At 73.2% G+C, this 12741-nt stretch carries 10 protein-coding genes and 2 tRNA genes; 5 read left to right on the top strand and 7 right to left on the bottom strand.

All coding sequences use genetic code 11. The features are described 5' to 3' along the window. A partial coding sequence (locus IE99_RS0117620) for a site-specific integrase (RefSeq protein ID WP_157610360.1) occupies positions 1–653 on the top strand: 653 nt, incomplete at its 5' end. 75 nt (positions 654–728) lie between these two features. Here the strand turns inward: IE99_RS0117620 and IE99_RS0117615 are convergent. The 3 genes from IE99_RS0117615 to pdxR form a co-directional block, all read right to left on the bottom strand. Then, a tRNA-Lys gene (locus tag IE99_RS0117615) sits at positions 729–801 on the bottom strand. 83 nt (positions 802–884) lie between these two features. Continuing rightward, complete coding sequence (locus tag IE99_RS0117610) at positions 885–1454, bottom strand: response regulator transcription factor (protein WP_030171504.1); 570 nt, start codon at positions 1452–1454, stop codon at positions 885–887. A 78-nt stretch (positions 1455–1532) separates the two neighbouring features. After that, positions 1533–2912 carry a MocR-like pyridoxine biosynthesis transcription factor PdxR gene (pdxR, locus tag IE99_RS0117605; RefSeq protein ID WP_037559643.1) on the bottom strand — a complete coding sequence of 460 codons (1380 nt, stop codon included), beginning with the start codon at positions 2910–2912 and terminating at the stop codon, positions 1533–1535. Between the two features lie 75 nt (positions 2913–2987). On the opposite strand from pdxR, the gene IE99_RS0117600 reads away from it, so the two are divergent. From IE99_RS0117600 to IE99_RS0117590, 3 genes are all read left to right on the top strand, one after another. Then, on the top strand, positions 2988–3611 hold the full coding sequence (locus IE99_RS0117600; RefSeq protein ID WP_030171498.1) for a pyridoxamine 5'-phosphate oxidase family protein: 624 nt from the start codon (positions 2988–2990) through the stop codon (positions 3609–3611). Positions 3612–3676: 65 nt separating this feature from the next. Then, complete coding sequence (orn, locus tag IE99_RS0117595; protein ID WP_030171491.1) at positions 3677–4270, top strand: oligoribonuclease; 594 nt, start codon at positions 3677–3679, stop codon at positions 4268–4270. Positions 4271–4325: 55 nt separating this feature from the next. Next, positions 4326–4398, top strand: a tRNA-His gene (locus IE99_RS0117590). A gap of 58 nt (positions 4399–4456) precedes the next feature. Here the strand turns inward: IE99_RS0117590 and IE99_RS0117585 are convergent. Continuing rightward, positions 4457–5152, bottom strand: coding sequence for a hypothetical protein (locus IE99_RS0117585; protein WP_030171488.1), 696 nt, complete (start codon positions 5150–5152; stop codon positions 4457–4459). A 385-nt stretch (positions 5153–5537) separates the two neighbouring features. Here IE99_RS0117585 and IE99_RS0117580 point away from each other — a divergent pair, with 385 nt between their 5' ends. Next, positions 5538–6629, top strand: a complete 1092-nt coding sequence (locus IE99_RS0117580) for a phosphotransferase family protein (protein WP_030171485.1) — start codon at positions 5538–5540, stop codon at positions 6627–6629. A 10-nt stretch (positions 6630–6639) separates the two neighbouring features. Here the strand turns inward: IE99_RS0117580 and IE99_RS0117575 are convergent, their stop codons facing one another. The 3 genes from IE99_RS0117575 to IE99_RS0117565 form a co-directional block, all read right to left on the bottom strand. Then, on the bottom strand, positions 6640–8088 hold the full coding sequence (locus IE99_RS0117575; RefSeq protein ID WP_169744447.1) for a sigma-70 family RNA polymerase sigma factor: 1449 nt from the start codon (positions 8086–8088) through the stop codon (positions 6640–6642). Between the two features lie 165 nt (positions 8089–8253). Next, positions 8254–9783: an RNA polymerase sigma factor gene (locus tag IE99_RS0117570; RefSeq protein WP_157610359.1), complete on the bottom strand. Its 1530-nt coding sequence runs from the start codon at positions 9781–9783 to the stop codon at positions 8254–8256. Positions 9784–10137: 354 nt separating this feature from the next. Then, on the bottom strand, positions 10138–12510 hold the full coding sequence (locus tag IE99_RS0117565) for a substrate-binding domain-containing protein (RefSeq protein WP_030171480.1): 2373 nt from the start codon (positions 12508–12510) through the stop codon (positions 10138–10140). Between the last annotated feature and the right edge of the window lie 231 nt (positions 12511–12741).

Raw genomic sequence — 12741 nt, 5'->3', positions numbered from 1 at the left:
TGGGTGAAATGCCGCCTCTGTCGTGCCAACGACCTTCCCTTCCGGTTCTCCCCAACCCTAGTTGGGGACCTGTCCGGAAGATCCGGGGCGCCTCAGAGACCGGGGTCCGGCTCTCCGAGGGGCTCGGTCTGTGCGTCGACCAGATCGATCGGGAGGCCGGCGAGGTGGCCATCGACCGGCAGGTGGCCAGACACCACAAGACGAAGAAGTTCTATCTCAAGGAGCCCAAGAGCAAGGCGGGCATCCGCACGACGATCCTCACCCCGACCCTCGACGCGGTTATCACGGCCTACATGGAGGAGCATCCGCCCGTAGCCCACGAGATGACGTACCACTACCGCGACGGGGATGAGGAGACGCGGAAAGTCCGGCTCATCTTCACCACCGAAGAAGGCCAGCCGATGACCCGCTACTACCTACGGTGGCGCTGGAACAAGGCGTGCAAGAAGGCCGAGCTCAAGCTCACGCCGCATCAACTGCGTCACACGCTGGCGACTCTGCTGATCGGTGATGGAGTGGACGGCAAGACCGTCCAGGCGATTCTGGGGCACTCCAAGTTCAGCACCACCATGGACATGTACGTCGAGCCGTCAGAGCAGGGCCGAGCCGCTGCCCGCCAGTCTCTGGCACGTCGCCGCATCAAAGCGGCCTAATCCCCACCTCGTGGGGATCTGATGGGGACCGAGACCCCCGTCGAGGAAGTTTCCGCTGGTAAAGCGGTATGCGGGTGCGCCGTCAGGGACTTGAACCCCGAACCCGCGGATTAAGAGTCCGCTGCTCTGCCAATTGAGCTAACGGCGCCCGTCGTTTGGGGCTCCGGCCTTGGCCGGTGTCCCTGGCGACAGGAAGAACAGTATCAGGAGCTGCGGACCAGTGCGAACCGGTTAGTCTCGGACCGGAAGGACGCTGACCATGCCGCGCCAGAGGGCGATGGCGGTCGCGCGGGAGCCGACGCCGAGCTTCGCGTAGATGCGGTTGACGTGGTTCTTGACGGTCTTCTCGCTGAGGAAGAGCTGGCGGGCGATCTCGCCGTTGGAGCGTCCGGTGGCGATGAGGTCCATGACCTCGGCCTCGCGCGCGGACAGGCCGTGGGAGACGCGGGACGCGTCGCGGACGCCGCGGATCAGGTCGCCGGCGGTGAACGCGCCGGGCTCCAGGTGGCCGGTCGCGCCGCCCCGCATCGCGACCTCGACCCCGTCCTGGCCTGGGGCGGCCAGGACGAACACGCGGCACGAGCGGCTGAGGGGGGCGGTGTGGCGGGCCGCGCGCGCCGCCAGCAGGACGATGTCGGGGCGCAGCTTCTCGGCGAGGTCGAGGGCGTCGCCGGGCTCGGCGGCCTCGGCGACGACCTCCAGTTCGTCGCTGCCCCGCAGGCGGGAGATCGCGTCGGCGCGGACGCGGGGGTCGCCGTCCACGATAAGGACGCGCAGTGGGGCCGTTTCGTCGACACTCATCCGTTGCCCTTGGGGTGTCGTTGGCTTTTATAAGGACGGAGCATAACCGCCCGATCATCGTGAGCCAATGAATCCGGGTCAGCCGTCGTACCGGATTCGTCCGGAAATGGTGAGTTCGCGGGTGAGTGCCGCGGCGGGCGCCAGGTCGGTGAAGGCGGCGGAGCCGTAGCCGATGACCAGGCCGGAGAACGCCGGCGGGGCCGCGTGGTGGTGGGCCAGGGTCTCCAGCAGGACGCCCCGCTCCGCCGCCTCGCGCACGACGCGGTCCGCGACGTCCGGCGGGGCGTCCACGACCAGGTGCAGGCCGGCGGTGTCGCCGCGCAGCGGCAGGCCGTCCAGCGCCCGGACGACGGCGGCGCGGCGGCGGGCGTACTCGGCGCGCATGCGGCGGAGGTGGCGGTCCAGGTCGCCGCGTTCGAGGAGGATGCGGAGGGCGTCCTGCGGCACGACGGCCGTGCGGTCGCTGAGCTCCACCCGGCGGGCCGCGACGGCCGCGACGAGGTCGGGCCGGGCGACGAGCCAGCCGACCCCCATGTCCGCCGTGAGGATCTTGGTGGTGGTGCCGAGGTGGACGACGACGTCCGGATCCAGCCCGTAGAGGGCGGGCAGGGGGGCGACGTCGTAGCGGAACTCGCCGTCGTAGTCGTCCTCGGCGATGAGGGCGCCCGTCCGCCGCGCCCAGGCGAGGAGGGCCTGCCGCCGGGGCACCGGCAGGACGCCGCCCAGCGGGAACTGGTGCGAGGGCGTCGTGTAGACGAGGCGCAGATCGTCCGGGAGGGCGTCGACGATGAGGCCGTGCTCGTCCACGGGGCACGGGACGATCTCGGCGCCGCGCCCGGCGAGCACCGCGCGCGCCCGCCGGTAGCCGGGCTCCTCGACGCCGGCGCGGTCGCCGGGCCGCAGGACGGTCGCGGCGAGGAGGTCGAGGCCGTTCGTCGCGCCGCGCGTGATCAGCAGGCCGTCGACCGGGCACGCGACGCCCCGGCCCCGCCGGACGTGCTCCGCCAGCGCCGCGCGCAGGCCCGGCAGGCCGTGCGGGTCCTGCCGCTGCTGCGGCGGCACGGTCGCCGCGAGCCGCCACGCCCGCCGCCACGCCGGGGTGTCCAGACGCCCGACCCACGGCAGTCCGGGACGCAGATCGACCATGCCGGACGGCGCCGCCGCCGGCCGGGCGACCTTCAGCGCCACCGGCTGCGGTGCGGAGACCTCGGCGACCCCGTCGGTGACGTACGTGCCCGAGCCGTGCCGCCCCTCCAGCCAGCCCTCCGCGTACAGCTGCTCGTACGCCTCCGTCACGACCGTCCGGCTGACGCCGAGCACCCCGGCGAGCGCACGGCTCGCGGGCAGCCGCTCGCCCGCCGCGAGCCGCCCCTCCCGCATGGCGGCCCGCAGTTGCGCGACGAGCTGGGCGTGCATCGGCTCGGCCGCGCCGCGATCGACGGTGAGCGGCAGATCGATCGACAAAGTGGTCTCCCGGAAAAGGTGTCGAGTGGACATACCGGCCAGGCCACTCGATCCCTAGCGTAGAGCGGCATGAAGCCCCTTTCGGCCACCCCGCGCACCCGTCTCGCCCGCCTTCCGGAGCGCGTGCGCACCGACCGCGCCGTCCTCTACGAGATCCTGGACGAGGGCATGATCTGCCATCTCGGCGTTGTGGTGAACGGCGCGCCCCGCGTCATGCCGACCGGGTACGGGCGCCTCGGCGACACCCTCTACCTGCACGGCTCCACCGGCGCGCGCAGCCTGATGGACGCCCCGTCCCAGGAGGTCTGCGTCACGGTGACGCACCTCGACGGCATCGTCCTGGCCCGCTCGCTGTTCCACCACTCGATGAACTACCGCAGCGCCGTGATCTACGGCGTCCCGTCCGCCGTCACGGACGCCGACGAAGCGCTCGCCGGGCTCCGCGCGATCACCGACAACCTCGCCCCCGGCCGCTGGACCGAGGCCCGGATGCCCACCCGCAAGGAGATGGCGGCCACGGCCGTCCTCGCCCTTCCGCTGGACGAGGCGTCCGTCAAGGTCCGGCAGGGCCCGCCGAACGACGACGAGCCGGACCTCGCGCTGGACGTCTGGGCCGGTGTCCTGCCCGTCCGCCAGGTGTTCGGGACGCCCGAGCCCGACCCGGCGCTGCGTCCCGGCATCCCCGCCCCGTAGCCGGACGGGCAGTTGAATCCCCCCGGCCTGAGGCGGGGGGATGGTCAAGGTCGTAGGGTTGTCCCATGAACGAGCGGCTGGTCTGGATCGATTGCGAAATGACGGGGCTCGACCTGCGCGCGGACGCGCTGATCGAGATAGCCGCGCTGGTCACCGACAGCGAGCTCAACATCCTGGACGAGGGCGTCGACGTCGTGGTCAAGCCGCCGCCGGAGTCGCTGACGCAGATGTCCAAGGTCGTCCGGGACATGCACACCGCGTCCGGCCTGCTGGACGTGCTTCCCGGCGGCGTGACGCTGACCGAGGCCGAGGACACCGTCCTCGCCTACATCCGCACTCACGTGAAGGACGCGAAGAAGGCCCCCCTCTGCGGCAACTCCATCGCGACGGACCGCTCGTTCCTCGCCCGGGACATGCCCGCCCTGGACTCCCACCTGCACTACCGGATGGTGGACGTCTCCTCCATCAAGGAGCTGGCCCGCCGCTGGTACCCGCGCGCGTACTTCGCGAGCCCGGAGAAGAAGGGCGGCCACCGGGCCCTGGCCGACATCACGGAGAGCATCCAGGAGCTGCGCTACTACCGCGCCGCCGTGTTCGTCCCGCAGCCCGGCCCCGACTCGGAGACGGCGAAAGCGCTGGCGGCCGAGATAGTCGGCTGACCCACCCCCGGGGAGCCGCTACACTACTGGAAGCCGGGAGGGATCCCGGCGCACGGTGGGTGTAGCTCAGCTGGCAGAGCACTTGGTTGTGGTCCAAGATGTCGGGGGTTCAAGTCCCCTCACTCACCCCGAGCGAAGAGCCTGGTCATCTCCGATGACCAGGCTCTTTCCGTTTCGGCCCAGGGCTCAGTTCGCGATGGGGACCGGCGGGACGGCCGGGACGGCTTCGGGGGTGCGCAGCGGGTCGGCGGTGAGCGGGGTCAGGCGAGCGGGCGGGACGGTCGCCGGTGCGGGGTCCATGCCGGGGACGTGGCGCGGGCGCGGGATCGCGGCGACCGGGGTGTCAGGGCCGGTGATGCGGCGGATGTCGAGGGCGCCGGGGTCGAGGCGGTCCGCGCCGGGTACCTGTGAGGCGCCGTAGTGGCCGCCGCGCGCCCAGTCCTTGCGGCTGCGCTGGGAGTGGTACGACTGCGGGGACGGCAGGGGCGGGCCGGCGGGCCAGCGGCGCGGGACGTTCCAGTCGTCCAGCCAGCGCATCAGCGGGTCCAGGCCGAGGAGGACCGCGCCGGTGAACGGGACGCGGGCCTGGGCGACCACGGCGATCTGGAGGCAGGTGCGGCCCTCGCGGGCGGCGGCGACGCCGAGCAGGCGGCCGGCCCGGGTGAGGGGCAGCAGTTGGACGATGTCGCCCGAGCCGGGATGCCAGACGAGGTGCGGGGGGCTGCCCTCCTTGAGCAGGTCGGCGGCCACCGAGCGGGCCGAGACCCCTTGGGGATCGGTCTCGCTGGCGCACCAGACGACTCTGGGCGCCCCTCCCTGCAGCGCTCCGCCGTCGTGTCGGGCCGGCATACGGCCGGCGTCGGGCAGCCATGCGTCCGCCACGGTGCGTACCCCCCAAATAGGGCGGGCTAGTCCCGCTTGTGGTCTAGTCCGAACGTCGTGGCCCGGCCGGACCGAGGGGTCCGGCCTGCCGCCATGGGCCGGTGGGGCGGCGTCGCGACCTCCGGGCGGGAGAGGATCCTCTACCGGGTGTCGTCGCACATGCCTACCCGATGTGTTCCGAGTTGGCACCTTCTGTCACCGTTTTGCTTTGCCCTTCAACTACCTCCCCATTCTGGGGGAGAAGAGAATCCGCAGGTCAGTGGGATGGTCAAGCGATTGGCCGGGGTCAGCCAGCGGACGGCCGGAACCGGCCGCCCGTCGCCCGGTCCGGATGCGAGGGGGGCGGGTTCCCTCCGCATACCGAGCCGCGTTCTAATAGGTCGTCATGAGCGTTGACGCAGACCTTCCGGCCGGGGTCCCCGGCATCGACGTCCCCCGCCTCGCCGGCTGGCTGGACCGAACCCTCCCCGGCACGGGCCCCATCACGGCGATCGACCTGATCTCCGGCGGACGCTCGAACCTGACGTACGGGATCACGCTGGACGGCGGACGCCGCATCGTGCTGCGCCGCCCGCCGCTCGGCCACGTCCTCCCCACCGCCCACGACATGGGACGCGAGTACCGGGTGCTGTCCGCCCTCGGCGCCGGCTCGAGCGTCCCGGTGCCGAGGACCCTGGCGTACTGCGACGACGTGGACGTCATCGGCGCGCGCTTCTACCTCATGGACTACGTCGAGGGCCGCGTCCTGCGCACCCGCGACGACGCCGCCGACCTGACGCCGGAGCAGGCCCGCGGCCTCAGCGAGGCACTGGCCCGCGCGCTCGCCGCGATCCACACCGTGGACGTCGAGGCCGCCGGACTCGGCGACTTCGGCCGCCCGAACGGCTACATGGCGCGGCAGCTGAAGCGCTGGGGCCAGCAGTGGGACGCCTCGCAGGACGCCATCCGCGCGACCGGCGCCGAGCACGACGTCCCCGAGTACGCCCGGCTCATCGCCCGGCTCGGCGAGCGGCTGCCCGCGGACGCTCCGGCGCGCCTCGTCCACGGCGACTTCCGCCTCGACAACGCGCTCGCCCGGGTGGAGCCCGAGCCGGAGATCGCGGCGGTCGTCGACTGGGAGATGTCGACCCTCGGCGACCCGCTGTCGGACCTCGGGCTCACCCTCGTCTACTGGGCCGAGGCGGCCGACACCGAGGACGAGATCCTCCCCGTGGGAGCGACCATCACCGCCGCCCCCGGTTTCTTCACGCGCCGCGAGTTCACCGAGCGGTACGCCGAGCTGACCGGCTCCGACCTGGCCGACCTCGATTTCTATGTCGCGTTCGCCTGCTTCAAGCTCGCGGTCATCCTGGAGGGCATCCACGCGCGCTTCCTGCAGAACGCGACGGTCGGCGAGGGCTTCGACAAGATCGGTGACGCGGTCCCCGTCCTCGTCGGGAGGGCGCACCGCATCCTCGACACCGGCAAGCCCTGGTAGGGCGCCCCCGTCAGCAGTCGTACTCGACGACCGCGGTGCCGCCGGGCGCGAACTCGACGGTGCCGCGCTGCTCGCCCCAGCAGAAATCCCGGGCACGCGAGACGCGGATCTCGGCGGACTCGCCCGCGCCCAGACGGCCGCCGCCACCCGCCTCCACCCCGGAGGTACCGGTGACGCGCCACGTCACCGGCCCGCCGACCGCCGTGATCCTGACGTGGCAGGAGCCGCGCCTGTGCATGTCGCAGGACTCGACGGACAGCACGCCCGCGCGCGGCGGCGTGGTCGGACGGGACGTGCGGGGCGCAGCCGAGCGTTCCGTGGCGTTCCGCGTCGCGCTCGTGGACGGCGAGGGCGTCGCCGTCGGGGTCTTCGAGGGTGTGGGCGAGGGCGGCCGGGACCTGGCGGTCGATCCGGCGGTCGGCCTCGGCGGCGCGGGCTCGGCCACGGTGACCGGGCCGCCGGTGTCGGCCGTCACCGGGACCGGGGCGTCGCGGCCGCGGTCCTCGCCGCCGAACGCCGTCATCGTCCCCCCGATGACGGTGAGGACGGCGACCCCCGCGCCGACGGTCAGCAGCAGCGGGCGGCGCCGGCGCGTCCGGTCGCGGGCGCGTCCGGCCGGCGGCGCGTACGGGAGCGGCCGGCCGTACTCGTCGAACGGCTCCGCCCAGGCGGCGATCGCGCGCCGGTTGTCGGCCCGGTCCCGCGCGGTGGCGGCGGTCAGGACGTCCGGCCGCAGGTCGCCGGGCAGCGCCGCGACCGGCAGCGCGCCGAGCAGGGCCGTGCCGGACGGCTGCGGCACCCGCTGCGCGCCGCACGCCGGGCAGCCCTCGACATGCTGGACGAGCCGCCCCGCGGCGGACGCGGCGAGCGGCCACGCGTCCGCGAGCGCGGCGGCGTCGGGGCACTCCCCGCGGTGGTGCCACGCGATCAGGGTGGCGCGCGCGGCCGCGGCGAGATCGGTGCGGGCCCGCTCCACGAGGTGGTAGGTCTCCTCCAGGGGCACGCCCAGGACGCCCGCCAGATCGACCTCGTCCAGCTCGTGGCGGACCGCCAGGTCGAGCGCCTCACGCTGCAGCCCGGTGAGCGCGGCGAGGGCGCTGTGGGCGATCACGCGGTCGTCGGCGCGGCGCGCGGCCTGCTCGGGGAACGATCCATCGTCGGTCTCCCGCGCCTCCTCGCCGGTGCGCCGGTGCGGGCTGTCGCGGCGCCGCAGGCACTCCTTGCGGGCCAGCGCGTACAGCCAGCCGCGCAGCCGGTCGGGCTCGGCGAGCCGGTCGGCGTGCTCGCGGGCCGCGATGACGGTGTTGCGCAGCGCCCCCGCCGCCTCGACGCGGTCGCGGAGCAGCCCGTGGCAGTAGTGGTAGAGGAGCGGCGCGTAGGCGTCGTACACCTCACCCAGCGCGATGGCGTCCCCGGTGCGCAGCGCCTCCACCCGCCGGTGTCCTGGCTCACCGGCCACGGTGATCCCCCCAGAAGTCCGATGATCGTTCTCCGTCGCCGGGACGTCGCGTCCGGCGGCTCCCCGGTGGCCCGATCCTCCCACCAAGTCCTGCGGAATTCTCGGCAACATGCCTATTCCGGTGCGTGCGCCCGGTCACGCGGTGGTCATTTCGCGCCCGCGGGTTCACTCCTCCTTCTTGGCCGGGCACGACCACGAGACGGGCGCGTTGCCGCCGGGGGAGAAGTTCACCTGTCCGCTTCCGCCCGGCGCGACGCAGGTGCCGGTCAGCGTGACCTTGTAGTTCCCGCTCTCGCCGGCGGCGAGGCTGCCGCCGCCTTCGGCGGTCAGGCCCTCCGTGGCCCCTGCGACCGACCAGCTGACCGGCCCGTCCAGCGCCCGCACCCTGCCCGAGCAGCTCGACGTCTCGCCCATGCTGCACGAGGTCACCAGCAGCCGCCCGCGGCGCGGCGTGGTGCGCGTCGGCTCGGGGGCGGGCGGCCTCGGCACGGGCCGGCGGGTCCGCGTCGGGGTGGCGGACGGCGTGGGGGTGCCGGTCGTGAGCGTGGGGCTGGGGGTCGCGGTGGGCGTGGGGCTGGGGCTCTCCGATTCCGTCGGCGACGCCGACGCCGACGCGGACGGCGGGGCAGGGGCGGACGGGTCCAGCGGCGTCGCGGACGGATCGGCCGGACGGCTCTGCGCGTTCGTCCGCTCCTTCGTCGCGTCCGGCATGAGGAAGAACGCGCCGGTCACGACGAGGACGATCAGCACCGCGACGGCGACCGCCGCCCACAGGGGCCGGGGCGGGCGCGCCTCGCCGCGGGGAGCCTGGGCGGCCGGTGGGGGCGTCTCGGCGATGACCGGCCAGCCCCACGTGTCGAACGGCTCGGCGCGCGCGGCGACGTCGGCGCGCTCGTCGGCCAGGGACGGCTCCGAGGCGGTGGCCAGCACGCGCCCCCGCACGTCGGCCGGCATCTGCGCGACCGGCAGGATCTGCAGGAGCCGCGCCGACGAGAACCGGCGTTCGCGGCGCTGCGAGCAGACCGGGCACGCCTCGATGTGCCGGACGAGCCGCCGCGTCGTGGCGGGCGGCAGCGGCCACGCCCCGTCGCCGGCGATCGCGGCGACGCTCGCGCAGCCGCTCCGGCCGGTGCGGGCGACGAACGCGGCGGAGAGGTGGTCGTCGAGACGGGCGCGGGCCTCGCCGGTCAGGTCGGTGGCCTCCTGCGCGGTCAGGCCGAGGACGCCGGCGATCTCCACGGCGTCCAGCCCGTGCCGCAGCATCAGGTCGAGCGCCTCGCGCTCGCGGCCCCGCAGGCCGGACAGCGCGCTGTGGATGAGGTGGCGCGCCTCCAGCTGCTGGGCGCGTTCCTCGCCCTCGAGGAACACCTCTTCGACCTCGGGGGCCTCGCGCCGCTCCGCCGGACGCCGCGGGTCGCGCAGGCGGGTCAGGCAGGCGGTGCGGGCCAGTGCGTACAACCAGCCGCGCAAGCGGTCTGGCTCCCGCAGGACGGCGATGTTGGCGTACCCGGCGACCAGTGCGTCGTGGAGCGCGTCGGCGGCCGACTCCTGATCGCGCAGGAGCGCGTGGCAGTAGTCGTAGAGCCGGGCCGCGTAGCGGTCCATGACCTGGAGCAGGGCGCCTGTGTCGGCGACGGCCAAGGACCGCGCGAGGCGTTCGTCATCGGCACGGTCGAGGCTGGGCCAAGCGGACACGGGACCTCCCGCGAGCTGAGATTCAGCCGTCACTCTGACTTGGGCGTCTGCGCTGTGCTTATGTCCTGTGCATTCTTGCCGTGCTCTTTACGAGTCCGACGGACGGGCCCGTGCGGGAAGGCGCGCCGATGGCCGGGAGCGGACCCGCGGCGGGGAAGCGGTCGCACCGCCCCGGCGGCGACCGCCGCCGGCCTCTCCGCACCGTCGCGGGCCGGTGGAGAGGGTGGAACATGAGTCGGAGGCCCGACGGCCCCGCTCCCCGTCGGGCCTCCGACTATGAAGACGATCGACCCCTCTGCCCGGTTGACACGGATCGGAGAAGAAAAACCAGAACTTCGATCCGTGTCCGGGACGTCACGACGTGATGCGCCGGGACAGCATCTTGAGGAAGATCTTCTGGATCTCCTGCGGCGTCTGCGCGATCTGCACGCTGCCGTTGGTGACGGCCGCGATCTTGTCGAGCTCGCGGCGGTCGAGGCCCGCGCCGAAACCGATCATGTTGACCTGGATCGGCTTGTTCGGGTCCTGCATCGACTTCAGCTGCGCCAGCGTCTGGTTCAGCGTCGGGCCGCCGTCGTCATCGTTGTTGCCGTCCGTGAGCAGCAGGATCGAGTTGCCGAACTCCGGCTTGTAGTCGTCGCTCATCTTCTTGTACGCGGCGAGCATCGTCCGGAACAGGCCCGTGTCGCCGTCCGGCTTCGGACGCAGCTGGCTCAGCGACGACAGGACGAGGTTGCGCCGCGTGCTGGACCCGATCCGCTGGCCGAGCGGGCCGAGCGACACCGCCTCCTTGTACGGCAGGCTCCCGTTCATGTTGGTGGAGAACACCCACACGCCGAGCTCGGTGTCGTTCGACATCATGCTGAGCCCGCCCTGCGCGATCTGCGCGACCGCCTGCAGCCGGTTCGTCCGCGGGCCGACCGGCTCCAGCATCGAGCCGGACACGTCCATCAGGGTGAGCATCCGCAGGCCGAGCGCCAGCTTCGACCACGCCTGCATGACCTTCCCGACGTCCGCGGCCTTCGGCGCGGGCAGCAGCCGCGGCCGGGCCGCGCTCACGCCGGACTTCGCGCCGAACCCGGACGGGGCCTTGCCGTCCGGTGTGCGGAAGCCGAGCTCCCGGACGTCGTTGCGGGTGCTCTCGGTGGTCATGGCCTGCTCGAGCAGGGCCGCCGCCTTCTGCTTGTCCGCGTCCCCCGTCGTCGGGATGAACGGGTAGTCGAGCATCAGCGTGCCCTCGATCGGGTACAGCGCGACCGCCGGCTCGGCCGGGGCGCCGTGGTTGTACTGCCACAGCCCCTGCTCCGAGCTCAGCGAGATCGGCTGCTTGCCCGTCCGGCCCTTGCGGTAGTGGGTCCACTGCGCCTGCGCGGTCGGGACCGTGCTCTCCCGGACGGTGCGGACCACGCCGGTGAAGATCGAGTCGCGGTTCGGGTCGTTCGCCAGCAGCATGCTGGTGACCATCAGGCCGCCCATGCCGGCGGCGTTGCGCGCCGGGTCGGGCACGATCAGCCGCACCGAGCCGGGCGGGATCATCTGGTTCTTGGTGACCGCGCCGCCCGCGGTGCCGCCCGCCGCCTTGAGGAGGTTGTCCCAGGACGGGGTGGCGGTGATGCCCTGCTGCTTCAGCTGGGCGGCGAGGGTCTGCGGCAGCGCGATCACGACCGGCGACGCCGCGATGGAGTTCTTGGCCTCCCCGATGGCCTTGTCACCGCCGTTGGCGCGGGCCAGCGACGCCCACAGGGACGAGTCGGGGATCCACACGTCCGGGCGGTCGCTCGAGTCGTTCGCCACGCCCTGGCCGGACATGAGCGTCGCGACGGCGGCCGGCTCGGCCTTCGTCACGTTCGCCTTGACGCACTTGCCGCCGACTTCCTTCTTCTGGTCGTTGAAGCGGCCTGCGGCCTTGACGACGGCGGGCTCGATGTCGGGCGCGGCCGAGACGGTCAGGGTGAGCGCGTCGTCGCCGGAGCAGCCCCCGCCGCTCTGCGCGAAGGCGTACACGCCGACGCCGAGCAGCAGCGCGAGGCCGAGCGCCCCCGCCAGCGGGCCGACGAGGGCGGCGACGCTGCGCTTGCGCTTGCGGCGGCCGTACTCGTACCCGCCGGACCCGCCGCCGTAGCCGCCGGAACCGCCCGATCCTCCGGAACCGCCGGAACCGGAGTCGCCCCCGTCGCCCGCGCGCCCGCCGAAGAACCCGGTCGGGCCGCCGTCGGAACGGCTGATCGCGTCGTACTCGCTGTATCCGGTCCCCGCGAGCGGGGACTCCTGGGACGGCCGGGACCCGCCGCCGTGCCGGCCGGACCGCTGCGCCGGGCGCTCCCCGGGGTAGCCGCCGCTCTCCCCGCCGCGCGTCCGGTAGCCGCCGGTGTCGCCGCCGTAGACGGGCTGCTCGGACGAGCCGCGGGGGGTGAACCACTCCGGCGTCTCCTGGGACGCGCCGGGCGGGCCCGCCGCGTGCGCCCCGGAACCGGGCGGCCGCTCGCCGTAGGGGGGCTCGGGGGTGGGGGCGCCGTAGAGGGGGTCGCCGCCGCGAGGGGCACCGCCCCCGGGGTAGGCGCCGCTTCCGCCGGGCCGGGGCCCCGCGGACAGCGGGCCCGCCTGGGACTCCCGCGATCCGAACCAGTCGGAGGACCCGTCGTTGGCCGGACCGAAGACGGGCCTGGACGGGTCGTACCCCTCCTCGCCCATCCCCTCGGGGAAGTCATTGCGATGACGTCCGCTCATGGCTTGCCCTCGATTCACCAGAAACCCGGCCGATGTTCCCCGGCACTGTAGTAGTACGGACTAGAGGTTACAAAGAACCAGAAAGTGATAATGCCGCAGGTCATGACCGTATGTCCTGACGAACCTGGCATCTGGCCCATATGTACACCGCGCGATCGGCAGGGTACACGACGCCGCGGCAACTCCCGCCCGCCCCCGAGCGTCCCAACAAGAACGATCTCCGGGGGAGGA

The sequence above is a fragment of the Spirillospora albida genome (genome assembly GCF_000718255.1).
Lineage (GTDB): Bacteria > Actinomycetota > Actinomycetes > Streptosporangiales > Streptosporangiaceae > Spirillospora > Spirillospora albida.
Note: the sequence above shows the minus strand (reverse complement) of the source record. Positions and strands in the feature narration are given on the sequence as shown.